Origin of the sequence: Roseovarius sp. MMSF_3350 (genome assembly GCF_030733425.1) — a bacterium.
Taxonomy (GTDB): Bacteria; Pseudomonadota; Alphaproteobacteria; order Rhodobacterales; family Rhodobacteraceae; genus Roseovarius.
Genome location: NZ_JASHIZ010000008.1, coordinates 20174 through 46608, shown reverse-complemented (window position 1 = coordinate 46608; position 26435 = coordinate 20174). Strand labels below are relative to the sequence as shown.

Below are 26435 nucleotides of genomic sequence, written 5' to 3'. Positions count from 1 at the left end.
TGCATGGCAAAGGAGATGACATGGACGGCCTGAACGATGCAACCGCACCCGGCAAGAATGATGACAGCGGCGCGGTGGACGACACCCTGCGCCAGCGGGCCAACCGACGACAGGCCCGCTACGGCATGCTGTTCGACTGTTTCCGCCACGTGATCACAGACAGCAGTGTGCTCTATCTCGGCGCGGGCGACGGCAGGTGGTGCGCCGACCTCGCGCAGGCCGGCGCGTTGCAGGTCGTGGGCGTCGAGGCGCAGGCGGAGCTCGTCGCGCGGTTCGATAACCTGCCCGCCATCGGCGCCCGCGAACGGGTCGAGATGCGCCATGCCCCGCCGCTCGACTTTCTGCAAAACGCCGCCGACAGGGACAAGCGGTTCGAACTGGTGGTGCTGATGGACGTGCTGCGCGACGTCAGCGACCTGCACGGCATCTTTGCCGATGTCGCGGCGTTGCGTCCGCGGATGGTGCTGGGCGACGGGGTGATGGCCAACACCTGCGACCCCATCCTGCGGCTGGAGCCGCGGCGCGCCACCGGTGGCACGGCCCGCCCGCCGCACATGATCCCAAGCCGCGGCGCGATCACCCAGGCGGCCGAGGCCGCGGAATTCGAGGTGGACTGGACCGACTGGACCCAGCTGCCCCAAGGCCTGCGCGACGGTCTGGCAGATTACTATCGCAACGGGCCGATCAGCCGGTCAAGCTTTACGCTGATCGCCAGACACGGCTGAGCGCGCCGCAAGGACGTGCCGCCAAGGCGGCGCAGCGGCAAGCGGCTGTTGTCATGACCAACGCCGCCAAGGTCTGAAAGTCTCGCCCTCGACGCCGCCCTGCGTCAGCGGCGCGAGACCGTTGCGCATCGTGCGTGATCGCGCGTCCGAAGCGCTCTTTCCCGCCGCGCCGCCGGGGGCGGGGTCAGCCGTTTTGCAGGTTTGTCTTCAGCCAGTTTTCCAGCCAATGGATGTTGTAGTCGCCCGAATGGATGTCGGCCTCCTGCAGCAGCGCGTGAAACAGCGGCACGGTGGTGTCGACGCCATCCACGATCAATTCGCCCAAGGCGCGGTTCAGACGGGCCAATGCCGTGGCGCGGTCCTGCCCGTGTACGATCAGCTTGCCGATCAGCGAATCGTAATAGGGCGGGATGGAATAGCCATCGTACAGCGCTGAATCCATCCGCACGCCCAGCCCGCCGGGCGCATGGAACTGCGTGATCCTGCCCGGCCGGGGCGAGAAGGTCGGCAGTTTCTCGGCGTTGATGCGCACCTCGATGGCATGGCCGTTGATCTTCAGATCCTCCTGCTTGAAGGACATGGGCAGCCCTTCGGCCACGCGGATCTGTTCCTGCACCAGGTCGACGCCGAAGATCGCCTCGGTCACCGGGTGTTCGACCTGAAGGCGGGTGTTCATCTCGATGAAATAGAACTCGCCCTTCTCGTAAAGGAACTCGATCGTTCCCGCACCGGCATAGTCGATCTTGGCCACCGCATCGGCGCAGATCTTGCCGATGCGTGCCCGCTCTTCCTCGGTGATGCAGGGGCCGGGGGCCTCTTCGAACACCTTCTGGTGCCGGCGCTGCAGCGAACAGTCCCGCTCGCCCAAGTGCACCGCGCGGCCCTTGCCGTCGCCAAAGACCTGGATCTCGATGTGGCGCGGCGTGGTCAGGTACTTCTCGATATAGACCTCGTCGTTGCCAAAGGCCGCCTTGGCCTCGGACCGCGCGGTCAGAAAGGCGCTTTCCATGTCGGCAGCCGTCTGCGCCACCTTCATGCCACGCCCGCCACCGCCAGCTGTGGCCTTGACGATCACCGGGTATCCCATCTCGTCGCCAAGCGCCTTGGCGGCGGCGAGATCGGGCACACCGCCTTCGGAGCCGGGCACGCATGGCACGCCAAGCGCCTTCATCGTGTCCTTGGCGGTGATCTTGTCACCCATCACCCGGATATGCTCGGCGGTGGGTCCGATGAAGGTCAGGTCGTGGTCCTCGACGATCTGCACGAAATTGGCGTTCTCGCTGAGAAAGCCATACCCGGGGTGAATGGCCTGCGCTCCCGTCACCTCGCAGGCGGCGATGATCGACGGGATCGACAGGTAGCTTTCAGAGCCCGGCGGCGGGCCGATGCAGACCGATTCGTCGGCCATGCGCACATGCATCGCGTCGGCATCGGCGGTGGAATGCACCGCCACGGTGCGGATGCCCATCTCGCGGGCGGCGCGGATCACCCGCAGGGCGATCTCGCCCCGGTTGGCCACAAGGATCTTGTCGAACATCGCCTGGCCCTTATTCGATGATCATCAGGGGCGCGCCGTATTCCACCGCGGCGCCGTCCTCGACCAGGATGCGCTTGACGGTCCCGGCACGGGGGGCGGGGATGTGGTTCATGGTCTTCATCGCCTCGACGATCAGCAGCGTGTCGCCCTCGGCCACCTGCTGGCCGGTCGACACGAAGGCCGGCGCGCCCGGTTCGGCCTGCATGTAGACGGTGCCCACCATGGGCGAGGTCACGGCGCCGGGATGGCTGGCGGGGTCCTCGGACGGGCCAGAGGCGTCCGCCGCCGGCGCCGCCGACGGGGCAGAGGCCATGGGCGCGGGAGCCGCGGCCTGCGTCGGCGCCGCCATCTGCTGCACCACCTTCTGCTTGCGGCTGACGCGCACGTTCAGCGTGTCGTCGTCGCCATACTCGCGCTTGACCTCCAGTTCGGTCAGGTCGTTGTCGTTCAGCACCTCGGCCAGCGCCTTGATGAAAGCCACATCCGCGTCGTGGTTCGTCTTGGAAGTCTTGTCCGGCATCCCGTATCCTCGAAGCTTGGATCGCGGCCTGCTGTCCCGCCGGGCCACGCCTGTCTTGTTTTGCGCGCTTATAGGCCAGGACGGGCCTCCTGGAAAGCGCCTATTTGCAAGGAAATCTGGGGGATCCGGTACAGGATTGCGAGGGAAAAATCACATCCGCCGCAAGCAGGTGGCTTTCCGCGCTGGAAAGACCGCGCCGCCGGGCGGCGACGGAGTTTGCGATTGCACTGACCGGCGGTCGGCGAAACACTGGTCGCAAAACATAGACCGCGAGGATGCGCATGAACATCGCCCATTGGCTCCAGCGCCAGGCAGAGGCCGGCGGGACCGCGCCCGCGCTCTTTCACGGCACGAAATGCTTGGCCGACTACGCCGGGTTCCACGCCCGCGCGGCCGCCTTCGCCGGCGGTCTCGTCGCGCGCGGCTTGCGGCCCGGCGACCGCGTGGCGCTCTTCATGGCCAACCACCCCGAGTATCTCGTGGCGCTTTTCGGCAGCTGGATCGCCGGGGCGGTGGCCGTGCCCGTCAACGCCCGTCTGCACGGGCAGGAGGTGGCCTGGATCCTCGACAACGCCGATGCGTCGCTCTGCATCGCGACCGGAGAGCAGGCCAGTGCGCTGCAGGACGCCGCCTGTCCTGTCGCGGCACCGGGCGAGGTTGCGGGCGCACCGCTTCACCTCGTGCCACGGGCGCCGACGGACCTTGCCTGGCTCTTCTACACCTCCGGCACCACGGGACGACCCAAGGGCGTGCAGATCACCCACCGGATGCTTCAGGCGATGAGCCTGGCCTACCTTGCCTCGGTCGATGCGGTCAGCGCCGAGGACGCCACGCTTTACGCCGCACCGATGAGCCACGGCGCCGGGCTCTACAGCCTGGTGCACGTATTGATGGGCGCCCGCCACGTGGTGCCCGAAAGCGGCGGTGTGGATCCGGGCGAGATTCTCGACCTCGCGGCGCATTTCGGGCGGATGCACATGTTCGCCGCGCCCACGATGGTCCGGCGTCTGACCGACCATGCCCGGCACCACGGCCGGGACGGCACCGGCCTGCGCAGCGTGGTCTACGGCGGCGGGCCGATGTACGTCGCCGATGTTAAGGCGGCGCTGGACGTGTTCGGGCCTGTCTTCCTCCAGATCTACGGCCAGGGTGAGGCGCCCATGGCGATCACGGCCCTCGGCCGCGAAGACGTGGCGGCCCGGCGCGCCCTTGCCACCGTGGGCCGCGCCCAGGCCGGAGTCGAACTGCGCGTGGGCGACGAAGCGGGCCGGCCCCTGCCGCCCGGCGCTGTGGGCGAGATCATGGTGCGCGGCGACCTGGTGATGCCGGGCTATTGGCGCAACGATGCGGCCACCGCCGAGACCATTCGCGACGGCTGGCTGATGACCGGCGACATGGGGTGTCTTGACGAGGCGGGCTATCTCACCTTGCAGGACCGCTCGAAGGACGTGATCATCTCGGGCGGGCAAAACGTGTATCCGCGCGAGGTCGAGGAGGTGCTCTTGACCCATCCTGACGTCTCCGAGGTTGCCGTGGTGGGCCGCCCAAGTGACGAGTGGGGCGAGGAGGTGGTGGCTTTCGTTGTGCCGAAGGCCGGAACGCTGGACCGGAACGCGCTGGATGCCCACTGCCTGAACCGGATTGCCCGGTTCAAGCGCCCCAAGGCCTATTTCGCGGTCGAGGAACTGCCCAAGAACAATTACGGCAAGGTGGTCAAGACCGCGCTGCGGGAGCGTCTGGCGCAGCCATGATGCCCCGGGCGCCGGCGGAAATTTGCAAATTTCCGCGCCATTCTCTTGCAAGAAAATGGGTCAGGATTTGCGCAAATCCTCACCCGGAAAATACGCATTTTCCGGATCGATTTCTGCGCAGAAATCGCCCGCTCAATCGTCGTCCTTGTCACCAGCCAGCAGCCTGTCCGCCTTCTTGCGCACCAGCACCGAGCGCAGGTCGTGCATCGCCAGCAAGAGCGCGTCTGTCACGTCTTCCAGTTGATCGTCCGTGGCCCGCGACTGTGCCCAGTGCGTGGTCAGGTTCAGGTAATCGACCGCCCGGTGAATGTCGTCGATATCCCGCCGCGCCAGCAGTTCGGTGCGCGCGTCCATCCATTCCTTGATGACCCGCGCATCCTCTTCCGTCAGTTCGCGGTCGCCATGAGGTTTGACCTGGCCGTTCTTGATGTTGATGACCGCGATCTGGTCCATCTCGATACGCCGCTGGCGGTTCTCTGTGTCCACGCGAAACACGAAGGCCCCGTTCTCGCGGACGCGGAAGTAGTAGTCTGGCAACTCGCTGCTCAAGCGGGTCTCCCATGCGTCGTGACGTGACGGTGGCCAATTGCCTGACCCATTACGACAATTTTCCGCAAAAGTCCGCAATCCGGGCGCAGGCCTCCTTCAGGGCGGCATCCGATGTGGCGTAACTGACACGAAAATAGGGCGACAGGCCGAAGGCCGCGCCGTGCACCACCGCGACGCCGGTTTCCTCCAGCAGGGCGGTCACGAAAGCCTCGTCGCTGTCGATCACGGTGCCACCCGCGCTTGTCTTGCCGACCAGACCCTCGATCGACGGATAGACATAGAACGCCCCCTCGGGCCGCGGGCAGGTGATGCCGGGAACGGCGTTCAGCGCCTCGACCACCAGATCGCGGCGGCGGACGAACATCTCGTTATGCGGGGCGATGAAATCCTGCGTGCCGTTCAGCGCCTCGATCGCAGCCCACTGGCTGATCGAGCAGGGGTTCGAGGTGGATTGCGACTGGATCTTGCGCATCCCCCCGATCAGCACCTCGGGCCCGGCGGCATAGCCGATCCGCCAACCGGTCATTGCATAGGCCTTGGAAACCCCATTGCAGGTCAGCGTGCGCTCGTACAATCCCGGCTCGACCTGCGCGGGGGTGCAGAACCGGAAATCTCCATACGCCAGGTGCTCGTACATGTCGTCGGTCATGACCCAGACATGGGTGTGGCGCATCAGCACGTCCGTCAGCGCCTTCAGCTCGTCCCACGAATACCCCGCGCCGGTGGGGTTGGACGGCGAGTTGAAGATGAACCAGCGGGTCCTGGGCGTGATCGCCGCCTCGAGCGCCTCCGGCGTCAGCTTGAACCCGGTCTCCAGCCCGGCCTCCACGATCACCGGCGCGCCGCCCGCAAGCCGCACCATGTCGGGGTAGCTGACCCAGTAGGGGGCCGGAATCACCACCTCGTCGCCCGGGTTCAGCGTGGCCATCAGCGCGTTGTAAAGGATCTGCTTGCCGCCCGACCCGATGCTGACCTGCGCGCGCGTGTACTCCAGCCCGTTGTCCCGCTTGAACTTGGCACAGACCGCGTCTTTCAGCTCGGGGATGCCGTCGGGCGCGGTATAGCGCGTCTTGCCTTCCTCGATGGCGCGGATGCCCGCGGCGCGGATGTTCTCGGGCGTGTCGAAATCGGGCTCGCCCGCGCTCAGCCCGATCACGTCCTCGCCCGCTGCCTTCATCTCCAGCGCCTTGGCGGATATCGCCATGGTCGGCGAAGGTTTCACGCGGGCCAATGTCGCGGACAGCGGATTCATGTCGCACCTCGGGTGGTTTTTACGCTGTGGTCTTCGTAGGTCATGGTCCATATGCTAGGCAAGACGCATTCGAAGGGCCGAGCCCCGGAAAGGAAGACCATGACCGCCGAGACGCAAGACAACTGGTACGATCCCGAGGCCACCACGTTCGGTGACCGTCTGGCGGGCGCACGCGAGGCGGCGGGCATGACCCAGAAGGAAATGGCACAGCGCCTTGGCGTCAAGCTCAAGACCCTGCAAGGCTGGGAAGACGACATCAGCGAACCGCGGGCCAACAAGCTCAGCACCGTGTCGGGCCTGCTGAATGTCAGCCTGCGCTGGCTTCTGATGGCCGAGGGTGACGGCCCCGAGGCTCCTGCCGATATCGAGGCCAACGCCGACGTCACGGCCATGATGACCGAGATCCGCGCCCTGCGCACCCAGATCGTCGGCACCGCGGAGCGTCTGGGTCGTCTCGAAAAGACCCTGCGCAAGGTCCTGCAGGACCGGGCCTGACCCGCTCCGTGGCAGAAACCGACGACACCAGGCTCAAGCGGCTGCGGATGCGCTCGATGCGCCGTGGCACCAAGGAGATGGACATCCTGCTGATGCGCTTCTCCGAGGCGCGTCTGGCGGCGCTGTCCCCGGCCGAACTGGACCTTTACGAGGCACTGCTGGAGGAAAACGACCAGGACCTCTACCAGTGGATCACGGGGCAGACGCCGCCACCGCCACACCTGGCCCCGCTGATCGGGCAGGTCCGCGCCGTGTCCGCGGGTTGACGCAAGCCGCGAAATACTTCGCATTTTACCTTATATTGGCTGCATTTAACCGATTATTCGGCTTTCTTTGTCACATCGGTCCCCGAGCAGTAGCGCACGGAGACAGTGATGAGTTTTCAACAACCGATGCCGACCGCTGTGCAGTCGGATGGATTCATGGCGGGGTATCTCGATGCGCTGTCCCTGGTGGAGCGGCTGCACCGGCTGCTCCTGGATGTCATCAAGGACGAGTTCGAGCGCATCGGCGTGCTCGAGATCAACGCGGTGCAGGCGCTGCTGCTGTTCAATGTGGGCGACAACGAGGTGACGGCGGGCGAACTCAAAACGCGCGGGTATTATCAGGGCAGCAATGTCAGCTACAACCTCAAGAAATTGGTCGAGATGGACTACATGCACCACCAGCGCTGCGAGATCGACCGCCGCTCGGTCCGCGTGCGGCTGACGCAGAAGGGGCGGGGCATCCGCGATGTGGTGGCGGGCCTGTTCGAACGGCACGCCGAGGGGCTGCAATCGCGCGGTGTCATCACCCATGACGGCATCGACCAGATCACCAGCGCCCTGCGCCGGGTCGAACGCTACTGGACCGATCAGATCCGCTATATCTACTGAAACATTTCGCGAGAAACCGGGGAAACAGATTTTCGCAAAACGCCTTGAGGCAGGCGCAGGTCCGCGGGCTGTGGCGGCACGAGCCGGGACAGGTTCGGCAGTTGCAGTTCGCGGATCAGCTTGCGGCGCATGGCGGCGGCGAAGTCGGCGTGGTCCTGCGCCACCTCGGCAAAGGCACCGGGGCCGTGCAGCACATAGGCGCGGTAATAGCCCGCCAGCGACTTCACGTTGTGCAGGTTCTTCGAGGTGTTCGAGCGCGACTGCGGCCCGATCACCAGCCCGTTGACGGTCACGTCGCCCAGATCCGTCGGGGACAGGTCGCGCGGGTGCAGCCCGATATTGGCTGGTCCGTCACCCGAGATATCCAGCGTCCGGCGCAGGCAGACGGCCTGCCGGTTCAGAGCCGCCACGCCGTAGAGGACCGCCGCGCTGATTGCCGTGGTCGGGTCGTCGCCCGTGGCCTTGCGCGTCGCCCGCAGGCGGGCCGCGACCTCGGCCAGACGCGCCGCACCATCGATCGTGGTCCAGTCCAGCAACAGCCGCTGGTCCCGCACCCCGCTCCATTCATAGATCATCAGCCGCACCGGCGCCTCGGGGACGGCCAGAAACGCCGCCTGCACGTCTGGCGCCATCAGGGCGGCGGCCAGCCCGTCGGTCTGAAGCCGGTATTCGGCCGCATCCACCGATCCCGACACGTCCAGCCCCAGCGCCAGCGCCTGTCGGCACTCTGCCTGTGCCAGTCCCGGCCACAGCGCGGCACAGGCCAGAACCAGCGATCGCAATCTCATCCGTGCGGTCCGGGCCGCGTCACGCTGCCCAAGATGATGTCGTTGATTTCACGATAGAGTTTACGGGTCATCGCCTCGGTGAACTCGTCGAACCCGTTGGCCACCACCAGAAACGCGCCGGGGCCGTGCAGCACCTCGGCGCCGTACCACGTCAGCACGCCGGGGTCCTCGCCCAGCACCACCAGCCCGTTCACCGTGACGTCCTGCATCGGGAAATGCCGGTACGCCTCGCGCGGCCCGTAGCGATAGTTGTTCACCCCGTCGCCCGACACGTCGATTACCCGCCGCTCGCAGGCCGGACCCCGCTGCAGCAACTGCGCGCCATAGCCAAGCGCCGGGCCCATCGAGGTGGGAAATTCGTCATGGCTGCGGCGCATCCTCAGCAGGGTCTCGACAGCGGCGTCGATCGCGGCGGGGCGGTCCAGCACCGTCCAGTCCAGTTGCAGCTTGTGCTGGTAGAACCCCGACCACTCGTAGACCGCCAGCGCCACATGCCCTGGCGCGCCCCGCAGGATCGCGTGGCGCACTTCCTCGGCATCCAGAGCGGCGGCCAGCCCCACGCGTTGCAAATCGTACTCGGCCGCGTTCACCGAGGACGACACATCCACCGCCAGCACCAGCGCCAGCCGGCATCCCTCGGCCCCGGCCTTCAGCGGCATCAGCGCCATGAGCGCAAGGGCAAGGCCGCGCGCCGCCCTCATTCCATCAAGTCCCTCAGACGCGCCCGCGTCGCCTCGTCAAGACGCGCGCGCAGCACCATGTCGTGGGCGAAAAGGATATCTTCGGTCCGCGTCCCCCAACCGATATTGTGCGTCACCAGCGGCCGCGCGCCATCGGCGCTGCGCCCCTCGGCCACGATCCCGATATGCGGCAGGCCCGATCCGGTCAGCCGCCAGCTGACGATATCGCCCGGCGCAAAATCGTCCGGGTCGTCGCTCGGGCCCTCTGCCGCGCCCATCCGGCGCAGCAGGGTTTCCAGGTTCGGCACCCGCCGGTGGTCGATGTTGCGATCGGTCATCCTCAGGCCCCAGATCGCGGGGTAGGCGGCGAAATCGGCATTCATGTCACGGTTCACCGCCAGTTGCAGGTCGATCCCGTGCGCATCGCGCAAGGCCCGGATCACCACGTCGGTGCACACGCCCCGGTCGCGCGGCACGTCGCCGCCGGGAAAGTCCAGCCCGACATAGGACGGATCGTAGATCACCGTCACGCCCACCTGTTCCGCCGCCGCCTTTGCCAGCGGGTTGGCGAGGGCAGGGGTGGCGGCCAGCGCCGCCAGGACAAGTGCAAGGCGGCGCAGACCCATCACCAGTGTCCGGTATTTTCCATGCTGGCCCAGGGCTCCGCCGGTTCCAGCGCGTCGCCCTCCTGCAGCAGTTCCACCGAGATGTTGTCGGGGCTGCGCACGAAGGCCATGCGCCCGTCGCGCGGCGGACGGTTGATCGTCACGCCGTTGTCCTGCAGATGTTTGCACATGTCGTAGATGTTATCGACCGAATAGGCCAGGTGCCCGAAATGCCGGCTGTCATCGGGCAGGTCGTCGTCGCCATCCCAGTTCCAAGTCAGCTCCACCGGGCATTCCTCCTGCCCCGGGGGCGCCATGAAGATCAGCGAAAACCGGCCCTGCTCGCTGTCCATCCGGCGTGTCTCTTTCAGGCCCAGCAGTTCGTAGAAGGCCATGGAGGTCTCCAGGTCCTTTACCCGGACCATCGTGTGCAGGTACTTCAGCGCCATAAGCGTGCGGCTCCTTCGTTTTTGGATACCCCCCACAGTTAGCCGAAAGCGCCGCGCTGTCCAGAGCGGGGCAGGGACCTCAGAATTCCGAGCGGATGCCGAAACTGACCGAGGTTTCGTCCACGTCGAAGCGGCTGATGTTCGACCGCGTCTGCTCGGCATTCAGCGATACTGTGGGCACGAACCCCATGTAGCTCCAGTCCTGGAAGGTCGCCGTGACGCCGCCAAAGGTGCTGGAGTCGCTGCGCCCGCCGGGGACCGTCAGGAAGATCCGGTAGCTGTCGTAATCCACGACACTGTGGCCCAGTTGAAAACTGAGCTTCGCCGGCCCGATCTCGCGCCCCATCGTGTAGCTGACAATCCCGGTCCATTGCTCGCGCGCCTGGTTCACGCCGTCGGTCTCGGTGGTGCGGTAATTGACGTATCCGCCGATGCGCGCGCCATTCGCCAGCTTGTAACCGACCTGTGCGAAGGCTTCGTATTGCGTGGCGTCGTTATGGGGCCAGGTCTCGTCTTCCTGAAACTCCACCGCGCTGCCAAAGCTGAGTTGCGTGTTCTCGCCAAGGCGATTGTGACGCTCGATCCCCAGCCGTGCGAAATCGTATAGCGGGCTGTCACCGTACCACGTGCGCCCGCCGGTGACATCGAATTCCCACTGGCCCCGCTCCGACGCATCGACCATGATATGGTTCACCCCGACCTGCAGGCGCGAGGACGAAAGGTCCGACCCGCTCAGCCCCGGCACGGCGTTGTTGAATTTCACACGTCGCGTATAGGCCCGTCCGGTCAGCCGGGTCATGAACCGCTCGCCATAGGCGATGCGGTAGCTGGCTTGCAGATCGGTGGTGGCGACGATCCCGTCAATGGCCTGCGCGCTGGGCGACAGCACGCCCACCACCGGCACGCCGTCGATGATGTTATAGGGGCTGTTGGACCCGTTATTGACGTTGTCCGAGGGCGAGACCGAGAATTTCAGGTCGAAGTTAAGCGGGTTATGGGCGCGCACCGTGCGGAAAGCCTTGATCGAATCCTTCCGTACCTCTTCGGTCGGGGCGTGCTGCACCGCGCGGCGCAGCCAGAATTGCGACAGCGTCAGCCGGTCGTCGGCATAGGCCATCTGAGAGGCCAACTGAGCCGCCTCGTATTTCTGCACCGGCGTCCGGGCCGTGTTGAACGCCTTGCGCGCGGATCTGCGGCCGAACCCGTAGGCCTTGACCTGCGCGAATGCCAGCGCCTGGGTGTAATGCGCCTGGCCATCGCGCGGGTTGGCCTTGAGCAGTCCTTCGCTCAGGCGATAGGCCAGTTTGGGCCGCTTCTGCTTGAGCGCCTCCACGGCCAGCGCCTGCGCATTGGGCAGGGACAGTTCCACACTTTCGGGCGTATCGGCACTGTCGGCCGGGGCCGAAAGCCCCCAGGCCGACAGCGCCGCAATCAGCGCCAGTGCGGCGGCTCCGCGTGCGTTACGGGTTGGTGCCGGCACAGCCCGCGGCGTCTTCGACAGGTTGGCCACATTGGTCGAGCACGAAGACGCCGTATTCCTCTTCCGAGTCGGCGCCCAGCACGACGTCATTCGGTCCGTCGAACTCTTCCAGGCGTATGATGCCGGCCACGCCAGATGCGTTCGTCCCGCCGAAGATCCCGCCATACGACCCTATGCCCTGACCGACGACGTTCTCGCCGGGAAACTCCCCGTTCTGGTATTCGACCGTGCCCTGGAAGGTTCCTTCGCTATCGATTGGCGTATTGATTAGCACGAGGGATGGCAAGGCGGTGCCGCCATCTACAAGCTGACGGTTGATGACGTTGCCTTCGACCGCACCGTCGGCAAAGTCGGCGTTCAGGAACACGCGACCGGTGACCTCGGCTGCCTGAGAGGGGACCAACTGGCCCGGAGTACCGCCGGGCACGGGTGCGAGATCTTCGCTGCTCCCGTCGCCATTGGTCACGCCCACATAGTTGCCTGCGTAGCTGACCTGTCCCGTTCCGGGAGAGTAGGCGCCGTCGCGTTCGTAGAACCCGCCGCCGAAATAGCGGTTCCGCGGCCCGCCGGAACCGGCCACACCGGCCCGGACACCCGAGCCGTTGTTCGCCTCGGCGGCGTAGACCGTCACGTGGCGGTCAAGGGGATCGTCCTGGTACGTATAGGCCTGGTACCCGTTCCGATCGAGCCCGGGGCGCCGCCGGTATGTCAGCGGAACGGGTGAGCCATCCTGCGTCAGGCCCGTGACCGTCATGGTGCCGGCGGTTGCGTTGAAGCTTATCTGGCCCACATCGCCGGCAAGTACCGTCGGAATGCCAGCCTCGGTGACAGGATTGTCCTCGTCGCCAGGGTCGGGGTCCGGCGCCGCGGGATCGGGATCGAACGGGTTGCTGCCCCCGCCACATGCCAGCAGGAACGCCGGCAGCACGAGTGATGCCACGAAACGGTTCATGATGAGTACTGCCCTCAATATGTGTTCGTTTTTTCTTTGTTTTGCCCAAGAGTCAGGGGTCTAGCGGGCAAAGTCAAAGTTTTTTTCATGGGCTTGCCCAGGAAATTCAGGCTGTGTTGCCATGCAACCTCCACCCGATCTGGAGGATTGTTTGCGCCGCGTCACAAGATATAGTGGGGCGCGACTCGCATTAGTTGTCCGCGCCCCGCAAATGCCCAAAGGCGGAAAGACCCGATGAAGCAATATCACGACGCATTGGCCCATGTGATGGAGCATGGCGTGCCCTCGACCGACCGCACCGGCACCGGCACGATCTCGGCCTTCGGGCTGCAATCGCGCTATGCCATGGCCGACGGCTTTCCGCTGGTGACCACCAAGAAGCTGCACCTGCGCTCGATCATCCACGAACTGCTGTGGTTCCTCTCGGGCGAGACCAACATTGCCTATCTCAAGGAAAACGGCGTCTCGATCTGGGATGAATGGGCGGACGCGGACGGCGACCTCGGCCCCGTCTATGGCCACCAGTGGCGCCACTGGCCGGGGCCGGTGGGCGAGATCGACCAAATCGAAACCCTGATGCAGATGATCCGCGAAACCCCCGACAGTCGCCGCCTGATCGTCTCGGCCTGGAATCCGGGCGACGTGCCCGACATGGCGCTGCCGCCCTGCCACACGCTCTGGCAGGTGCGCATTGCGGGGGGCAAGTTGCACCTGCAGCTCTACCAGCGGTCCGCCGACATGTTCCTCGGCGTGCCGTTCAACATCGCCTCCTACGCGCTGCTGCTGCACATGCTGGCGCATGTCACCGGCTACGAACCCGGCGATTTCGTGCACAGCTTCGGCGACGCGCATATCTATTCCAACCATGTGGATCAGGTGAAACTGCAACTCTCCCGCACACCCAAGCCGCTGCCGACGCTGCGCATCACCCGGGACGTCAAATCGATCTTCGATTTCCGGTACGAGGATTTCGAAATCACCGGCTACGACCCCGATCCGCACATTCCTGCCCCGGTGGCGGTCTGATGATCTCGCTGGTGGTGGCGACCGACCGCAACCGCGCCATCGGGCGACAGGGGGGCATCCCGTGGCACATCCCCGCCGACCTCAAGTTCTTTTCGCGTGAAACCACCGGCACCGCCTGCATCATGGGCCGCCGCACGTGGCAAAGCCTGCCCGAGCGCTTCCGCCCCCTGCCGAACCGCCTGAATCTGGTCGTGTCCTCCGGCACGCCCGACGGCGCCGAGCACGTCCATCGCTCCATCGACAGCGCCATCGCCGCCGCCCATGACGCCGGCTACGCCCATATCTGCGGCATCGGCGGGGCGGGGATCTACGACGCGCTTCTGCCCCGCGCCGACCGTCTGGTGATCACCGAGGTCGATCTGGCCGTCGAGGACGCCGATACGTGGTTCCCGGAGTATGAGGCGGCGGAGTGGGAGGAAACGACCCGCTTTGTGCTCCAGTCCGACGACCCGCGCTGCGAGGTGGTGGAGCTTCTGCGCAAACGCTGATCAACCGTTCCGCCCGGCCCTGCCGGGCCGCGCCCGACCTCCCCCCGGAGGGCGCGTTTGCGATGTCAGACCCAAAATGACCGGCGCGAGCCTGTGGGCGAGACCACCCGGATCGGAACCACCATGCGCCCTCCAGGTCGGGCGCGCCCCGGCAGAGCCCCCGTCCACGCACCGGCACCACGCACCGGCACCACACGCTCCCACATTAAAAATTGACACACCCCCGCCACTGCGTACCATATCCGGTATCCGTGGGACGGGCTTGGAAAAATTCATAGCGAACGAGGATCTTATGCAAATTCTTAAACCCATCGTGGCCGCGCTGGCCATCACCGCCATCGCCGGGCCGGCGTTTGCCGACGCCAAGATCTATCCGTACCACTCCAAGGAAAACTATTGCCCCTACGGCCTGCAGCCGATCACCATTTCCGGTGTCATCTCCTGCGGGAGTCCGAACCAGTCGCAAAGCTACAAACAGGTGATGCAGCATCCCACGCCTAAGAAACGGCTGCACGTCTACAAGCCGCGCCGCTCCTCCAACTGTGCGGAAGGCGAAAAGGGTTGTTTCTGACCCGCCACTGACAATTCCGGGTTTCGGGAAAGGGCGTGCCTGTGGCGCGCCCTTTCTTTGTCCGGCGCAATCGGGTCGGCTCGTGGTTGCGTATATGCTGCGTATATACAGGCACTATACGTGACGTCATGAATCTGTTACATTCGGGCGGTGCAGGCAATTACAGGAGCACCGCCATGTTCAGGCATATCATCGGCCTCGCGCTCATCGTTCTCGGCACCACGCCGGCGGCGGCGACCAGCCCGATCGCGGACATTCTCTGCGAACCCAGCCATGCGCTCGTGCAGAAACTGTCGCGCCAGTTCGGCGAGGCGCGCTTTGCCCGCGGCACGCAAGGCCCGGATCAGGTGATGGAGGTCTGGACGGACGACGCTGGCGGCTGGACACTGGTCGTGACTTACGCCACCGGCACATCGTGCATCGTCGCGATGGGAGAGAACTGGGATAAGGTTCAGGCCGAGAACCCGGCCTGAAGAGAGTGCTGCCTCGCGCGGGTGAAAGGCGGGATCAGACCGCCTTTATGTTGACGGCCATCGGGCGGCCGTCGCGGCCGTCCTGAAGCTCGTATTCGACTTTCTGATTGTCGGCCAGGCCGGTCATCCCGGATTGTTCCACCTGGCTGATATGCACGAAGACGTCCTTGCCGCCTTCTTCCGGGGCGATGAAGCCATAGCCCTTCGTCGTATTGAACCACTTAACGGTGCCGGTCGGCATTCCGCTTCTCCTTCTTGCCGTTGTCTTCCCCGGATATGCCGGGCCATGTCGCCAAGGGGGACCGCGATCCCGCGCGTCGGCCCGAAGGCCGCGGGAGGCAGAACCAAGACCACAGATAAGAAGATTGTGCGCATCGTGTAAAAAGCAAGTGAAACACGCGTTCCCGATGCTTAGGTAGGGGGGCACGATGAAAACATGAGCGGAGCGAAAATGATCCTCTACGGGCTGAAAAATTGCGATACCTGCCGCAAGGCGCTGAAATCCCTTGGAAACGCAGAATTCCGCGATGTCCGCACCGATGGCGTGCCCGCCGACGTTCTCGAAAAGGCCCATAAACGGTTCGGCGCAGCCCTGCTCAACACCCGCTCCACCACATGGCGCGGCCTCGGCGAGTCGGAGCGTGTCAAAGACCCTCTGGATCTGCTGGCCGCGCACCCGACGCTGATGAAGCGCCCGCTGATCGACGATGGCGGCACGCTCTACCTCGGCTGGGGCAAGGACGTGCAGGCCGCGCTGGCCTGACCGAGAAGGGAGACCGTCATGCGCAACGCGGCACTTGTCCTGGGAATCATCGGCGGCTGCCTCGCCCTGATCGTCGGGTTCTTCAGCTTCGGCTATACCGAGTTCATCCGGGAATATGGCGAGGTCGAGGGGCTTGCCTCCGCGCTCGACCGCGAGGGGCTGGTGCGCACCGCCAGCTTTGTCTCGCCGCTTCTGGCCATTGCCGGGGCGGCCATGTCCAAGGCGCGGGCGCTGTGGGGCGGCGTCCTGATGCTGATCTCGGCCGGGCTGATGGCCTACACCTTCGGCATCGGTGCCTTCACGCTTTTCCCCATCGGTTTCGTCGGACTGGCCGGTCTGCTGGCCATCGCGGCGGGCAAACCGGACGAACCCAAGGCGCATTTCTGAGGTGAGACCCGCCCCGGGCTTGACCCGGGGCCTCTTGTTGCGGGAGGCCCTGGCTCGGGGGCCGGGGCGGGTTTTCCTTGAATTGACCTGTCAGCCCAGATCCGGCGGCGTCGCGTCCTTGGCCAGCGATGCCGTGACCTCCTCGAGGCTCTGAACGCTGGTCTGCTTTTCGCCCAGGCGGCGCACCGACACGGTCTTTTCCTCGACCTCGCGCATGCCCACGGCCAGGATCACCGGCACCTTTCCCACCGAATGCTCGCGGACCTTGTAGTTGATCTTCTCGTTGCGCAGGTCGGCCTCGGCCCGCACGCCCGCCGCCTTCAGCTGCTCGACCACGTCCAGCACGTACTCGTTCGCCTCCGACACGATCGAGGCCACGACCACCTGACGCGGGGCCAGCCAGAAGGGCAGCTTGCCTTCCCAGTTCTCGATCAGGATGCCGACGAACCGCTCGAACGACCCAAGGCAGGCGCGGTGCAGCATGAAGGGCCGGTGCTTCTCGCCATCCGCGCCGATATATGTCGCGTCCAGGCGCTCGGGCAGGTTGGGGTCCACCTGGAACGTGCCGCACTGCCAGACCCGGCCAATGGCGTCGGTCAGGTAGAAGTCCAGCTTCGGCCCGTAGAACGCGCCATCCCCCGGCTCCAGCGTATACTCACGCCCCACCGCCTTGATCGCGTTTTCCAGCGCGCCCTCGACGTAATCCCACGACTCGTCGCTGCCCACGCGCTTTTCGGGGCGCGTGGCGAACCGGATCTCGAATTCGGGAAAGCCCAGCTCGCGGTAGACATCCGCGAGAAAGTCGATGAACCGCGCGCATTCCTCTTGGATCTGCTCTTCGGTGCAGAAGATATGCGCGTCGTCCTGGGTGAATCCGCGCACCCGCATGATCCCGTGCAGCGCGCCCGACGGCTCGAACCGGGCGCAAGACCCGAACTCGGCCAGCCGCAGGGGCAGGTCGCGATAGGATTTCAGACCCTGGTTGAACACCTGCACGTGGCAGGGGCAATTCATCGGCTTCAGCGCGTTGATCCGCGTCTGGTCCTTGTTCTTGACGCCCGCGTCGTCATCCTCGCCGTCGCGGGACTCGTCCACTTCCACGATGAACATGTGGTGCTGGTACTTGTCCCAGTGGCCGGATTTCTCCCACAGCTTGCGGTCGACGACCTGCGGCGTGTTGATCTCGCGATAGCCTCCGGCGCGCTGCTTGCGGCGCATGTAATCCTGCAACTGGGTATAGATCGTCCAGCCGTTGGGGTGCCAGAACACCTGTCCCGGGGCCTCTTCCTGCATGTGAAACAGGCTCATCTCGCGGCCCAGCTTGCGGTGGTCGCGCTTCTCGGCCTCTTCCAGGAAGTTCAGGTACGCCTTCAGCTTTTCCTTGCCGGTGAAGGCCACGCCATAGATCCGTTGCAACATCTGCCGGCTGGAATCCCCACGCCAATAGGCCCCGGCGATGGACATCAGCTTGAACGCATCCGCCGGCACCTGTCCGGTGTGCTGCAAATGCGGACCCCGGCACAGGTCCTGCCAGTCGCCATGCCAGTACATCCGCAACGGCTCGTCGCCCGGAATGGCGTCGATCAGCTCCACCTTGTAGGGCTCATTATTGTCCTTGTAGTGCTGCACGGCGCGGTCGCGCTCCCACACCTCGGTGCGCACGGGGTCGCGCAGGTTGATGATCTCGCGCATCTTCTTCTCGATGGCACCCAGATCCTCGGGCGAGAACGGCTCGGCCCGGTCGAAATCGTAATACCAGCCATTCTCGATCACCGGCCCGATGGTGACTTTCGTGTCGGGCCAGATCTCCTGCACCGCGCGGGCCATGATGTGGGCAAGGTCGTGGCGCACAAGCTCGTTGGCGGCTTCCTCGTCCTTCATCGTGTTGATGGCGATCTCGGCATCCTGCTCGATGGGCCAGGCCAGGTCCCAGTGCTTGCCGTCCACATGGGCCGAAATCGCCTTCTTCGCCAGCGAGGTCGAGATATCAGCGGCCACCTCGGCCGGGGTCACTCCGGCGTCGTATTGTCGCGCATTGCCATCGGGAAGGGTAAGGGAGATCTGAGCCATGTCTGGCCTCCTCGTCAGTTTGGCGCCCACGGAACGCCCGGTTGCAAGTTATGGTCTGCGCGGCTTGTGGCCTGCGCGCGCGAGCAAGTCAAGTAAACCTCCCGGATCCTGGGCCTGAATGGCCGTGCGGCAGGGGATTCGGTGTGCAAATGTATGCTTTTCCGCCGGGCCGCATTGCGGCGACATGAGCCGCAACGCACCAAGAATATGAGAAAAATCACACTTTACGACTCGCTGCGATTCCCTATATAAGTAAAACGAAACGTACATTCCGTTTTAGTTATCGCCGACTGCAGCACAGCGAAGGAGCAGAACGTCATGAGCCGCTTTAACGAACATTTCGAACTTTCGGTCGAAGACATGGAATTGATCGAAAGCGCCCTGCACCAGTCGAAGGCGCACCAGCCCGAGCCGGTGACGCGCCGCATTCACGACCTGCTGGGTCGCCTGCACAACCAGAAAATCTTTTACCGTCCCAAGTCCGCGCCCTATGTCGGAGGCTAACCCGCCTCAACGACAAGGTGCGCAGTGCAAGCCTCATTCGAACGACTGACAGGACAGGAAAGTGACAAGGCCGAGGCCCGCAACGGGCTTCGGCATATCTTTTCTCTCAGCCTCACCAAAATTGCCGATGGCTTGATCGACCCCAAGCTGGTGCTCAGCTGGCTCTTGGGCGTTCTCGGCGCGCCGGGCAGCCTTGTCGCGCTACTGGTGCCCTTGCGCGAGGCCGGTGCGCTCTTGCCGCAGGTCCTGCTCGCGCCGTGGCTGGAACACCGCAAACAGCGACGCTGGATGTGGGTCGTAGGCAGCGGGGGGCAGGGGGCCATGGCCGCCGGCATCGCCGCCTCGGCCCTCTTCCTGCAAGGTTGGGCCGCGGGCCTTGCCATCTGCGTGCTGCTGGCCACGCTGGCGCTCTTTCGCGCGGCCTGCTCTGTCTCCTACAAGGACATTCTGGGCAAGACCGTCGGCCAGACCAAGCGCGGCGCGGTGACCGGCATGGCGGGCTCGGTGGCGTCCATCGCCGTGCTGGTCTTTGCCGGGCTGATGCTGGCGGGCCTCATCCAGTCCAGGACCGCCGTGATCGCCGCCATCGCCCTCGCGGCCTGCCTCTGGATCACCGCCGCCGTCATCTTCTCGACCCTCGACGAAGACGACAGCACTCCGCAAAAGGACACCGGCCTGCACCGTTTCCGCGATGTGATCCGCGAGGACGCGAACCTGCGCCGCTTCATCCTCGTGCGCGGCCTGCTGACCGCCACCGCGCTGGCGCCACCTTTCCTGGCCGTGATGACCACGCAAGGCAACGAAGAGACGGACAACCTGCGCACCCTTGGCGCGCTGCTCGTGGCTTCCTCGGCGGCGGGCTTCGTCAGTTCCTACGCCTGGGGCTGGCTGGCCGACCGGTCCAGCCGCCTGATGCTTCTGGCGGCGGGCCTTTTGGGCGCGCTGGCCATGGCTGCGGGTGTGGCCGCCAACCTTGCCGGATGGGCGCAGACCACCGCCATCATCCCCGGCGTGCTCTTCGTTCTGATGGTCGCCTATCACGGCGTGCGGCAGGCGCGCTCCACCTACCTCGTCGACATCTCGCCCGAGGATCGCCGCACGGTAAATTCCGCCGTCGCCAACCTCGCCATCGGGATCATCCTGCTGCTGGCCGGGGCCTTCGGCGGCGTGCTCAGCTGGGTCGGTCCAAATGCCGCGCTGATCGGGTTCGCGGCCATGTCGGCCTTGGGCGGTCTTGCGGCGCTCGGTTTGCGCGATGTCACCTGAGGCCTAGCAGATACCAGGCGGTATGCAATTGCACCGGATTGTATCCGCCCGTATGCCACGGGTCACTGTAACATATTGTGAAATATAGGGAATTTTCAAGCCAGCGCGCTGTGCTATATCGAATGTCAGGTCCAACGAGGCCTGCAGACGCGAACGCAACAAAATGGCAGATCAATGGCACGCTCCGAGACAGGTTTAACACATGCCGAACGCGGCGAGGATCGCGACGGGATCGACAATGACGAAACGCCCTACCAGGGCTTCCCCGCCAGCGCGGTCCCCGACAAGCCGGGGCGCGAGCGGGAATACACGCTCGACCGCATCGAGCGGACCATCGGTTCCATCCTCTGACGCTTGACGCCCCTGACGGGGGCAAGCGGCTTGAAACGCCGCCCTTTGGGTGACAGGTTCCCTTCAACGCGTGAAAGGGAACACCGATGGCAGAGACAGAGTTGCTGACCTCGCCGCAAGGGCGGCGTCTGGCCTATCACAAGACCGACGGTGACGGGCCGGGCGTGGTCTTTCTCGGCGGCTTCAAGTCCGACATGGAAGGCACCAAGGCGTTGCACCTCGAAGACTGGGCCAAGCGCACGGGCCGCGCCTTCCTGCGGTTCGACTATTCCGGACATGGACAAAGCAGCGAAGCGTTCACAGATGGCTGCATCGGCGACTGGGCGGCGGACGCACAGGCCGCGATCGAAGAACTGACCGACGGCCCGCAAATCCTCGTCGGCTCCTCCATGGGCGGCTGGATCGCCCTGCTCATGGCCCGCGCCATCCCCGACCGCATCGCGGGCCTCGTCACCATCGCCGCCGCGCCGGATTTCACCGAAGACAGCATGTGGGCAGGCTTTACCGAGGCGCAGCGCGCCGAACTCAAGGCCAAGGGCCGTCTCGCCCTGCCCAGCGAGTATGACGAGCCCTACATCATCACCCATCGCCTGATCGAGGAAGGGCGTGACAACCTCGTGCTGCGCTCGGACCTCAAGCTGCTCTTCCCGGTGCGCTTCCTGCAAGGCACGGCGGACGCGGACGTGGACATGTCGGTGGCGCTACGTCTGCTGGATCATGTCAAGGGCCGCGACATGCGCCTGACCCTCGTGGACGGCGCCGATCACCGCTTTTCCGACCCGGACTGCCTCGCGCTCATGACACGCTCCATCGAAGACGTGCTCGAGCGCATCGGGTGAGCGCCGACATCGTCCCCGCCAGTTCGGCGGATTGCAGTAGCCTGCGCAACTTTCCTTGGTTTTCCGCCGCGCCTGTGGCAGAATCACCTTCATAAAACAGCGCAAAGCGCGCGGGCAGGCTAAGGAAAGCAGCAATGAAGGACCCCTTGGTGTTTCTGCCGGGCATGATGTGTGACGCACGTCTGTTCGGCCCCCAGATCGCGGCGCTCAGCCCCGATTTGCCTGTCACGGTCGCGCCCATCTCCCACGGCGACCGGGTCGAGGAAATCGCCTCGGGCCTGCTCGACCATCTTCCGCGCCGCTTTGCGCTGGCGGGGCTGTCGATGGGCGGCATCGTGGCGCTGGAAATCGTGCGCCGCGCGCCCGACCGGGTGACAAGACTCTGCCTGATGGACACGAACTCGCTGGCCGAGACGCCGCAATCGGCCGCCAATTACGAACCCATCGTGACCAAGTTGCGCGCGGGCTTCACCGACCAGGCCGTGGCGGCGCTCCTGCGCCCCGAACACCTGGCACCCAATGCAGACCGCACCTCGATCCTGCACATGGTGACCAAGATGGCCGAGAACCTCGGCCCCGAGGCGATCACCCGCCAGGTCCGCGCGCTGCAGCGCCGCCGCGACTACCAGGCGACGCTGCGCAAGATCCACGTCCCGACGCTGGTGATGTGCGGCGTGCATGACACCCTCACGCCGGTAAAGCGGCACGAGTTCATGGCCGGTCTCATCCCCAATGCCGAGCTTGCGCTGGTGCAGGAGGCCGGCCACCTGCCGACGCTTGAGTCGCCCGAAGCCGTGACGGCCGCGCTGCGCGTCTGGCTGAAACAGCCGCTGGTTCTGCACCGGCGGGTCGAGGCGGGGTAGGGCGGCCGCGCATCGCTGTGCCGGGGCCCGGCGATGCGCGGCGGCGCGGCCTTGCCGCGCCTTTCTTCCGCGCGTGGACAAAGACGGGGTAATCCCGGACCTGATCCGGGATCTCTCCGCCCAAGGCGCACCTTCACTCCGCCGCGATCTTGGCCTTCTTCTTGTCCTTGCGCGACTTCGTGCGGCTGCGCGCCGCCGGGTCCTCGGAATTGGCGTCGATGAAGTCCAGCACCAGGGGCCGGATGTTGTTGCGCCAGGACCGGCCCGCGAAGATGCCGTAATGGCCCGCCTCGGGCTCCAGGTGGCTGGCCTTCATGTCGTCGGGCAGTCCGGTCAGCAGGTCCAGCGCCGCCACGCATTGCCCGGGCGCCGAGATGTCGTCCTTGCCGCCCTCGACCGTCTTGACCGCGACCTTGCTGATCGCGCCGATATCCACCTTGTGGCCATCGACCACGAATTCGTTCCTGGCGATCTCGCCCGCCTTGAAGATGCGTTCGACCGTCGACAGGTAGAACTCCGCCGGCATGTCCATCACGGCAAGGTATTCGTCGTAGAACTTGTTGTGCGGGTCGCGGTCGCTCGCCTCGCCCTGCGCCACGCGGCTGATCTGATTCAGGAACGCCTGGCTGTGACGCTCGGCGTTCATCGACATGAACGAGGCCAGTTGCAACAGCCCCGGATAGACCTTGCGCCCTACGCCCTTGTACTTGAACCCGACGCGCTGGATCATGGTGCCTTCCAGCTGGCCCATCGTCACGCTATGGCCGAAATCCGTCACCTCGGTCGGTGTCGCGTCAGGGTCGATCGGCCCGCCGATAAGCGTCAGCGAACGGGGCTGTGCATCGGGGTCCTGCTCGGCGAGGTAGGCCGTCGCCGCGAGTGTCAGCGGCGCGGGCTGGCAGACGGCAATGACGTGCAGGTCATGGCCAAGCTCCCGCATGAATTCCACCAGGTAAAGCGTATAATCCTCGACATCGAACTTGCCTTCGCTGACGGGGATGTCGCGGGCGTTGTGCCAGTCGGTCACGTAAACCTCGCAATCCGGCAGCAGCGATTTCACGGTCGAGCGCAACAGGGTCGCGTAATGCCCGGACATCGGCGCGACCAGCAGAACGCGGCGGTCCATCTCGTCGCGCCCCTGCACGTTGAAGTGGATGAGGTCGCCAAACGGCTTTTCCACCACCGTCTCGATGCTGATCAGGTGGTCGCGCCCGTCCTCGCCGGTGATCGATTCGATCCCCCAGTCGGGTTTCGCCACCATCCGCTGAAAGGTGCGCTCGGTCACCTCGCCCCAGGCGGCCAGCCATTGAAACGCGGGGTTTGGGGTCAGCGCGAAGATGGGGTAAGATGCCATGGAAAACGCCGTCGCGCCCAACCACTGGTTGGTGTTTCGCATGGTTTCCATCAGGTCGTAGGTGGCCATGTACCGCATTACTTGCTCCTTCGGCGCAAACCGCCGAGTTGGTTCCATTCGTCGCAGTCCCACGGGCCTGCGCGGCCAGTATAGGCGGGCTGACGTTGCGCTGTGCTTACCAGACGCACGCATTCCGCGCCATGCTGCATGGCAGAAAGATTAGAGGATTTCGTAGAAATGGCAACGCCCGACACCGCTGACGAAAAAAATCTGGAGCGGATGAACGAAAATCTCGCAAAGGTCGAAGCCTTGTCACAAAGGCTCGTTCAGGCGCTAAGCCACCGCAACCCACCGATGCCTGAACTGAACGGTCCGGGACAGGATCTTTATGCACGTGCAGCGGCTTCGTACTGGCAGGCGCTGATGGAAAACCCCGGCAAGATCTACGAACAGCAACTGGAATACTGGGGCAAGTCCGTACGCCATTTCATGGAAGCGCAGCAGGCGCTGTTGCAGGGCCAGTCCCCCGCCGACGCCGCCGAGGACGATCCCGACCTGCTGGAGGGCGACAAGCGCTTCACGAATCCCCTGTGGAAGACGCACCCCTATTTCCGCCTCGTGAAGCAGCAATACGCCCTCAACAAGCAGGCGGTGGAAAAGGCCGTGGCCGAGGCCGACGACCTCGATCCCAAGGATCGCAAGCGCCTGAACTACTTTGCCAGCCAGATCGTCGACATGATGAGCCCGACCAATTTTCTCGGCACCAACCCCGACGCGCTGGAACGCGCGATCGAGACCGAGGGCGAAAGCCTGGTGAAGGGGCTGGAAAACCTGGTGTCGGATCTTGAGGCCAACAATGGCGAGATGGTCGTGCGCCTCGCCGATGAAGGGGCGTTCAAACTGGGCGAGAACGTCGCCGTGACCGAGGGCGAGGTTGTGTACCGCAACCGCCTGATGGAACTGATCCAGTACGCCCCCACAACCGCGCAGGTCCACAAGACGCCGCTGGTGATCTTCCCGCCCTGGATCAATAAGTACTACATCCTCGATCTCAAGCAGGAAAACAGCCTGATCAAGTGGATCACCGATCAGGGTTACACGCTCTTCGTCGCCTCCTGGGTCAATCCCGACGCGTCCTACCGTGACGTGCGCATCGACGACTATATCGAGGAAGGTTTCCTCACCGCCATCCGCGAGGCCAAGGCGATCACCGGCGAGAAACAGGTCAATGCCGTGGGCTATTGCATCGCCGGCACCACGCTGCACCTGACCCTGGCGCTGATGGCCAAGAGGGGCGATACCTCCGTCAAGTCCGCCACCTTCTTCACCGCGCTGACCGACTTCGGCGAGCAGGGAGAGTTCGTGCCCTTCCTGCAGGACGATTTCGTCGACGGCATCGAAAAGGAAGTCGAAGAGCAGGGAGTTCTGCGGTCCTTCATCATGGGGCGCACCATGTCCTTCCTGCGCTCGAACGACCTGATCTACAAGCCCGCGATCCGCAGCTACATGATGGGCGAAACGCCCCCCGCCTTCGACCTGCTCTACTGGAACGGCGACGGCGCCAACCTGCCCGCCGCCATGACCAGGCAGTACCTGCGCGACCTCTGCCAGGCCAACGCCTTCGCCGACAAGGGCATGAAAGTCTGCGGCGAAACCGTGCATATCAGCGACGTGACCGTGCCGATCATGGCGGTGACCTGCGAGAGCGATCACATCGCCGCGTGGCGCGACTGCTACCGCGGCTTCATGCAGACTGGTTCAAAAGACCGCAGCTTCATCGTGTCCGAGTCCGGCCACATTGCCGGCATCGTCAATCCGCCGTCGAAAAAGAAGTACGGCTATTACATGAACAAGGATCTGCCGCCCACGCCAGAAGAGTGGCTGGAAGGCGCGACAGAGCGCGAAGGCTCGTGGTGGACGATGTGGGAATCGTGGCTGCGCAAGCGCTCGGGCACCAAGGTAAAGGCCCGCGACCCCGGTGATTCCGAGCATCCCAGCCTCGGCCCGGCGCCCGGAACCTACGTGCTGCGCAAGGCAAACTCCTGACGCGAAATACCTTTTTCGGTTACATGAAGGTTCTGCTGCAGTGCAGCAAAAGGGGTTGCAATGCTGCATTGCAGCGTCTATATATGCTGCAGATGCAAACAGCGGGTCAGCCGCTGGCAAACAGAACACGACCGAAACCGAACATTAAGGAGCCGTACCCATGGCAAAAGCACAAGCACAAGACTTCAACGCGATGATGAAAGACATGATGGGCGCATTCCCCGTCGACACCAAGGCGATGGAAGAAGCGTTCAAGAACCAGGCCGCGCTGAGCGAGAAGATGTCGGGCGTCGCCCTCGAGGCCGCCACCAAATCGGCCGAGCTGTCGGGCAAGTGGACCCAGGACACCCTGACCAAGCTTCAGGACGTCACCAAGGCGAAATCCGAGCCGGCAGACTATGCCAAGGCCATGACCGACTTCGCGTCGGCCAATGCTGAATCGGCTGCCGAGCACATGGCCGCCTTCGCCGAAATCGCGAAGAAGGTCCAGATGGACACGGTCGAGCTGATGATGGCTGCTGGAAAAGACTTTCAGGAAGACGCCACCAAGGCCGTCAAGAAAGCCACCGACGACGTGACCGCCGCGGCGAAGAAAGCCTCGACCACCGCTGCCAAATAAGTCGCAGCCGGTCACCGGTTTACCGAGTACGGGCCAACTTCCTCCCTTTCTGGCCCGGAACAGCGAAGGGCGAGCCTCACAGGCTCGCCCTTTTTTCGTATCCCTGTCGGAGAGGGCCGGGCCTGCCGGCGCGCTGAATGCCGTCCCGCGGGTCCGC

The 26435-nt window shown here is 64.6% G+C and carries 31 protein-coding genes; 18 read left to right on the top strand and 13 right to left on the bottom strand.

Annotation, left to right across the window (positions count from 1 at the left end; translation table 11 throughout):
* Positions 1-20: 20 nt before the first annotated feature.
* Entirely contained in the window at positions 21-725 is a 705-nt protein-coding gene (locus RBB31_RS09340) for a bifunctional 2-polyprenyl-6-hydroxyphenol methylase/3-demethylubiquinol 3-O-methyltransferase UbiG (RefSeq protein ID WP_306129022.1), read from the top strand.
* 184 nt (positions 726-909) lie between these two features.
* On the opposite strand, the gene accC is transcribed toward RBB31_RS09340, so the two are convergent.
* A complete protein-coding gene (gene accC / locus RBB31_RS09335) occupies positions 910-2262 on the bottom strand; it encodes an acetyl-CoA carboxylase biotin carboxylase subunit (protein ID WP_306129021.1) in 1353 nt (450 codons plus the stop codon).
* Between the two features lie 10 nt (positions 2263-2272).
* Positions 2273-2782 carry an acetyl-CoA carboxylase biotin carboxyl carrier protein gene (gene accB / locus RBB31_RS09330; RefSeq protein WP_306129020.1) on the bottom strand — a complete coding sequence of 170 codons (510 nt, stop codon included), beginning with the start codon at positions 2780-2782 and terminating at the stop codon, positions 2273-2275.
* A gap of 281 nt (positions 2783-3063) precedes the next feature.
* On the opposite strand from accB, the gene RBB31_RS09325 reads away from it, so the two are divergent.
* Positions 3064-4533, top strand: coding sequence for a class I adenylate-forming enzyme family protein (locus RBB31_RS09325; protein ID WP_306129019.1), 1470 nt, complete (start codon positions 3064-3066; stop codon positions 4531-4533).
* A gap of 132 nt (positions 4534-4665) precedes the next feature.
* Here RBB31_RS09325 and RBB31_RS09320 read toward each other — a convergent pair whose 3' ends face one another.
* Positions 4666-5082, bottom strand: a complete 417-nt coding sequence (locus tag RBB31_RS09320; RefSeq protein ID WP_306129018.1) for a hypothetical protein — start codon at positions 5080-5082, stop codon at positions 4666-4668.
* Positions 5083-5131: 49 nt separating this feature from the next.
* Entirely contained in the window at positions 5132-6334 is a 1203-nt protein-coding gene (locus RBB31_RS09315) for a pyridoxal phosphate-dependent aminotransferase (RefSeq protein ID WP_306129017.1), read from the bottom strand.
* A gap of 99 nt (positions 6335-6433) precedes the next feature.
* Between RBB31_RS09315 and RBB31_RS09310 the strand changes: the two genes are divergently transcribed.
* The 3 genes from RBB31_RS09310 to RBB31_RS09300 all read left to right on the top strand — a co-directional run bounded on the left by RBB31_RS09310 (position 6434) and on the right by RBB31_RS09300 (position 7704).
* On the top strand, positions 6434-6829 hold the full coding sequence (locus tag RBB31_RS09310; protein ID WP_306129016.1) for a helix-turn-helix transcriptional regulator: 396 nt from the start codon (positions 6434-6436) through the stop codon (positions 6827-6829).
* A gap of 8 nt (positions 6830-6837) precedes the next feature.
* A complete protein-coding gene (locus tag RBB31_RS09305; protein WP_306129015.1) occupies positions 6838-7095 on the top strand; it encodes a succinate dehydrogenase assembly factor 2 in 258 nt (85 codons plus the stop codon).
* A 108-nt stretch (positions 7096-7203) separates the two neighbouring features.
* Complete coding sequence (locus RBB31_RS09300; protein WP_306129014.1) at positions 7204-7704, top strand: MarR family winged helix-turn-helix transcriptional regulator; 501 nt, start codon at positions 7204-7206, stop codon at positions 7702-7704.
* Here the strand turns inward: RBB31_RS09300 and RBB31_RS09295 are convergent.
* The 6 genes from RBB31_RS09295 to RBB31_RS09270 all read right to left on the bottom strand — a co-directional run bounded on the left by RBB31_RS09295 (position 7698) and on the right by RBB31_RS09270 (position 12658).
* The gene (locus RBB31_RS09295) at positions 7698-8492 is read right to left on the bottom strand and encodes a DUF1194 domain-containing protein (RefSeq protein ID WP_306129013.1); all 795 of its coding nucleotides are present in this window, start codon (positions 8490-8492) and stop codon (positions 7698-7700) included. The genes RBB31_RS09300 and RBB31_RS09295 overlap by 7 nt on opposite strands.
* Positions 8489-9193 carry a DUF1194 domain-containing protein gene (locus tag RBB31_RS09290; RefSeq protein ID WP_306129012.1) on the bottom strand — a complete coding sequence of 235 codons (705 nt, stop codon included), beginning with the start codon at positions 9191-9193 and terminating at the stop codon, positions 8489-8491. Before RBB31_RS09290 ends, RBB31_RS09295 begins: the two co-directional genes overlap by 4 nt.
* Entirely contained in the window at positions 9190-9798 is a 609-nt protein-coding gene (locus RBB31_RS09285) for a DUF1287 domain-containing protein (RefSeq protein WP_306129011.1), read from the bottom strand. The genes RBB31_RS09290 and RBB31_RS09285 overlap by 4 nt, the downstream gene beginning before the upstream one ends.
* Positions 9798-10226 (bottom strand): VOC family protein, encoded by a 429-nt coding sequence (locus RBB31_RS09280; protein WP_306129010.1) that lies wholly within the window; start codon positions 10224-10226, stop codon positions 9798-9800. The genes RBB31_RS09285 and RBB31_RS09280 overlap by 1 nt, the downstream gene beginning before the upstream one ends.
* Before the next feature lie 79 nt (positions 10227-10305).
* Positions 10306-11706 (bottom strand): surface lipoprotein assembly modifier, encoded by a 1401-nt coding sequence (locus tag RBB31_RS09275; RefSeq protein WP_306129009.1) that lies wholly within the window; start codon positions 11704-11706, stop codon positions 10306-10308.
* Positions 11687-12658, bottom strand: coding sequence for a thymidylate synthase (locus tag RBB31_RS09270; protein WP_306129008.1), 972 nt, complete (start codon positions 12656-12658; stop codon positions 11687-11689). Before RBB31_RS09270 ends, RBB31_RS09275 begins: the two co-directional genes overlap by 20 nt.
* 234 nt (positions 12659-12892) lie before the next feature.
* On the opposite strand from RBB31_RS09270, the gene RBB31_RS09265 reads away from it, so the two are divergent.
* From RBB31_RS09265 to RBB31_RS09250, 4 genes are all read left to right on the top strand, one after another.
* On the top strand, positions 12893-13684 hold the full coding sequence (locus RBB31_RS09265; protein ID WP_306129007.1) for a thymidylate synthase: 792 nt from the start codon (positions 12893-12895) through the stop codon (positions 13682-13684).
* Positions 13684-14172, top strand: coding sequence for a dihydrofolate reductase (locus RBB31_RS09260; RefSeq protein WP_306129006.1), 489 nt, complete (start codon positions 13684-13686; stop codon positions 14170-14172). Before RBB31_RS09265 ends, RBB31_RS09260 begins: the two co-directional genes overlap by 1 nt.
* Before the next feature lie 292 nt (positions 14173-14464).
* The gene (locus RBB31_RS09255) at positions 14465-14743 is read left to right on the top strand and encodes a hypothetical protein (protein WP_306129005.1); all 279 of its coding nucleotides are present in this window, start codon (positions 14465-14467) and stop codon (positions 14741-14743) included.
* 176 nt (positions 14744-14919) lie between these two features.
* The gene (locus RBB31_RS09250) at positions 14920-15216 is read left to right on the top strand and encodes a hypothetical protein (protein WP_306129004.1); all 297 of its coding nucleotides are present in this window, start codon (positions 14920-14922) and stop codon (positions 15214-15216) included.
* A gap of 34 nt (positions 15217-15250) precedes the next feature.
* Here the strand turns inward: RBB31_RS09250 and RBB31_RS09245 are convergent, their stop codons facing one another.
* Positions 15251-15457, bottom strand: a complete 207-nt coding sequence (locus RBB31_RS09245; protein WP_306129003.1) for a cold-shock protein — start codon at positions 15455-15457, stop codon at positions 15251-15253.
* A gap of 210 nt (positions 15458-15667) precedes the next feature.
* Between RBB31_RS09245 and RBB31_RS09240 the strand changes: the two genes are divergently transcribed.
* Entirely contained in the window at positions 15668-15979 is a 312-nt protein-coding gene (locus tag RBB31_RS09240) for an arsenate reductase family protein (RefSeq protein WP_306129154.1), read from the top strand.
* An 18-nt stretch (positions 15980-15997) separates the two neighbouring features.
* Positions 15998-16366, top strand: coding sequence for a hypothetical protein (locus RBB31_RS09235; RefSeq protein WP_306129002.1), 369 nt, complete (start codon positions 15998-16000; stop codon positions 16364-16366).
* A 90-nt stretch (positions 16367-16456) separates the two neighbouring features.
* Here RBB31_RS09235 and thrS read toward each other — a convergent pair whose 3' ends face one another.
* Positions 16457-18436, bottom strand: a complete 1980-nt coding sequence (thrS, locus tag RBB31_RS09230) for a threonine--tRNA ligase (RefSeq protein WP_306129001.1) — start codon at positions 18434-18436, stop codon at positions 16457-16459.
* Between the two features lie 318 nt (positions 18437-18754).
* Here thrS and RBB31_RS09225 point away from each other — a divergent pair, with 318 nt between their 5' ends.
* From RBB31_RS09225 to RBB31_RS09205, 5 genes are all read left to right on the top strand, one after another.
* On the top strand, positions 18755-18940 hold the full coding sequence (locus RBB31_RS09225) for a hypothetical protein (protein WP_306129000.1): 186 nt from the start codon (positions 18755-18757) through the stop codon (positions 18938-18940).
* A 24-nt stretch (positions 18941-18964) separates the two neighbouring features.
* Complete coding sequence (locus RBB31_RS09220) at positions 18965-20206, top strand: MFS transporter (protein ID WP_306128999.1); 1242 nt, start codon at positions 18965-18967, stop codon at positions 20204-20206.
* Positions 20207-20380: 174 nt separating this feature from the next.
* Positions 20381-20557: a hypothetical protein gene (locus RBB31_RS09215; RefSeq protein ID WP_306128998.1), complete on the top strand. Its 177-nt coding sequence runs from the start codon at positions 20381-20383 to the stop codon at positions 20555-20557.
* An 86-nt stretch (positions 20558-20643) separates the two neighbouring features.
* The gene (locus RBB31_RS09210; protein WP_306128997.1) at positions 20644-21396 is read left to right on the top strand and encodes a carboxylesterase; all 753 of its coding nucleotides are present in this window, start codon (positions 20644-20646) and stop codon (positions 21394-21396) included.
* A gap of 134 nt (positions 21397-21530) precedes the next feature.
* Positions 21531-22259 (top strand): alpha/beta fold hydrolase, encoded by a 729-nt coding sequence (locus tag RBB31_RS09205; protein ID WP_306128996.1) that lies wholly within the window; start codon positions 21531-21533, stop codon positions 22257-22259.
* A gap of 133 nt (positions 22260-22392) precedes the next feature.
* On the opposite strand, the gene phaZ is transcribed toward RBB31_RS09205, so the two are convergent.
* On the bottom strand, positions 22393-23691 hold the full coding sequence (gene phaZ, locus RBB31_RS09200) for a polyhydroxyalkanoate depolymerase (RefSeq protein WP_306128995.1): 1299 nt from the start codon (positions 23689-23691) through the stop codon (positions 22393-22395).
* 159 nt (positions 23692-23850) lie between these two features.
* On the opposite strand from phaZ, the gene RBB31_RS09195 reads away from it, so the two are divergent.
* Together RBB31_RS09195 and RBB31_RS09190 are read left to right on the top strand one after the other, a co-directional pair.
* Complete coding sequence (locus RBB31_RS09195) at positions 23851-25659, top strand: alpha/beta hydrolase (RefSeq protein ID WP_306128994.1); 1809 nt, start codon at positions 23851-23853, stop codon at positions 25657-25659.
* Between the two features lie 160 nt (positions 25660-25819).
* Positions 25820-26278, top strand: a complete 459-nt coding sequence (locus RBB31_RS09190) for a phasin family protein (RefSeq protein WP_306128993.1) — start codon at positions 25820-25822, stop codon at positions 26276-26278.
* Positions 26279-26435: the final 157 nt, after the last annotated feature.

What these genes read in the sequence shown, in the direction of transcription:
- RBB31_RS09205 (WP_306128996.1), top strand. Translation starts at nt 21,531, where the DNA reads ATGAAGGACCCCTTGGTGTTTCTGCCGGGCATGATGTGTGACGCACGT.
- RBB31_RS09315 (WP_306129017.1), bottom strand. Translation starts at nt 6,334, where the DNA reads ATGAATCCGCTGTCCGCGACATTGGCCCGCGTGAAACCTTCGCCGACC.
- RBB31_RS09280 (WP_306129010.1), bottom strand. Translation starts at nt 10,226, where the DNA reads ATGGCGCTGAAGTACCTGCACACGATGGTCCGGGTAAAGGACCTGGAG.
- RBB31_RS09300 (WP_306129014.1), top strand. Translation starts at nt 7,204, where the DNA reads ATGAGTTTTCAACAACCGATGCCGACCGCTGTGCAGTCGGATGGATTC.
- thrS (WP_306129001.1), bottom strand. Translation starts at nt 18,436, where the DNA reads ATGGCTCAGATCTCCCTTACCCTTCCCGATGGCAATGCGCGACAATAC.
- RBB31_RS09240 (WP_306129154.1), top strand. Translation starts at nt 15,668, where the DNA reads ATGATCCTCTACGGGCTGAAAAATTGCGATACCTGCCGCAAGGCGCTG.
- RBB31_RS09270 (WP_306129008.1), bottom strand. Translation starts at nt 12,658, where the DNA reads ATGAACCGTTTCGTGGCATCACTCGTGCTGCCGGCGTTCCTGCTGGCA.
- RBB31_RS09295 (WP_306129013.1), bottom strand. Translation starts at nt 8,492, where the DNA reads ATGAGATTGCGATCGCTGGTTCTGGCCTGTGCCGCGCTGTGGCCGGGA.
- RBB31_RS09215 (WP_306128998.1), top strand. Translation starts at nt 20,381, where the DNA reads ATGGCACGCTCCGAGACAGGTTTAACACATGCCGAACGCGGCGAGGAT.
- RBB31_RS09250 (WP_306129004.1), top strand. Translation starts at nt 14,920, where the DNA reads ATGTTCAGGCATATCATCGGCCTCGCGCTCATCGTTCTCGGCACCACG.
- accC (WP_306129021.1), bottom strand. Translation starts at nt 2,262, where the DNA reads ATGTTCGACAAGATCCTTGTGGCCAACCGGGGCGAGATCGCCCTGCGG.
- RBB31_RS09210 (WP_306128997.1), top strand. Translation starts at nt 20,644, where the DNA reads ATGGCAGAGACAGAGTTGCTGACCTCGCCGCAAGGGCGGCGTCTGGCC.
- RBB31_RS09245 (WP_306129003.1), bottom strand. Translation starts at nt 15,457, where the DNA reads ATGCCGACCGGCACCGTTAAGTGGTTCAATACGACGAAGGGCTATGGC.
- phaZ (WP_306128995.1), bottom strand. Translation starts at nt 23,691, where the DNA reads ATGCGGTACATGGCCACCTACGACCTGATGGAAACCATGCGAAACACC.
- RBB31_RS09340 (WP_306129022.1), top strand. Translation starts at nt 21, where the DNA reads ATGGACGGCCTGAACGATGCAACCGCACCCGGCAAGAATGATGACAGC.
- RBB31_RS09290 (WP_306129012.1), bottom strand. Translation starts at nt 9,193, where the DNA reads ATGAGGGCGGCGCGCGGCCTTGCCCTTGCGCTCATGGCGCTGATGCCG.
- accB (WP_306129020.1), bottom strand. Translation starts at nt 2,782, where the DNA reads ATGCCGGACAAGACTTCCAAGACGAACCACGACGCGGATGTGGCTTTC.
- RBB31_RS09325 (WP_306129019.1), top strand. Translation starts at nt 3,064, where the DNA reads ATGAACATCGCCCATTGGCTCCAGCGCCAGGCAGAGGCCGGCGGGACC.
- RBB31_RS09310 (WP_306129016.1), top strand. Translation starts at nt 6,434, where the DNA reads ATGACCGCCGAGACGCAAGACAACTGGTACGATCCCGAGGCCACCACG.
- RBB31_RS09190 (WP_306128993.1), top strand. Translation starts at nt 25,820, where the DNA reads ATGGCAAAAGCACAAGCACAAGACTTCAACGCGATGATGAAAGACATG.
- RBB31_RS09285 (WP_306129011.1), bottom strand. Translation starts at nt 9,798, where the DNA reads ATGGGTCTGCGCCGCCTTGCACTTGTCCTGGCGGCGCTGGCCGCCACC.
- RBB31_RS09255 (WP_306129005.1), top strand. Translation starts at nt 14,465, where the DNA reads ATGCAAATTCTTAAACCCATCGTGGCCGCGCTGGCCATCACCGCCATC.
- RBB31_RS09265 (WP_306129007.1), top strand. Translation starts at nt 12,893, where the DNA reads ATGAAGCAATATCACGACGCATTGGCCCATGTGATGGAGCATGGCGTG.
- RBB31_RS09225 (WP_306129000.1), top strand. Translation starts at nt 18,755, where the DNA reads ATGAGCCGCTTTAACGAACATTTCGAACTTTCGGTCGAAGACATGGAA.
- RBB31_RS09195 (WP_306128994.1), top strand. Translation starts at nt 23,851, where the DNA reads ATGGCAACGCCCGACACCGCTGACGAAAAAAATCTGGAGCGGATGAAC.
- RBB31_RS09235 (WP_306129002.1), top strand. Translation starts at nt 15,998, where the DNA reads ATGCGCAACGCGGCACTTGTCCTGGGAATCATCGGCGGCTGCCTCGCC.
- RBB31_RS09260 (WP_306129006.1), top strand. Translation starts at nt 13,684, where the DNA reads ATGATCTCGCTGGTGGTGGCGACCGACCGCAACCGCGCCATCGGGCGA.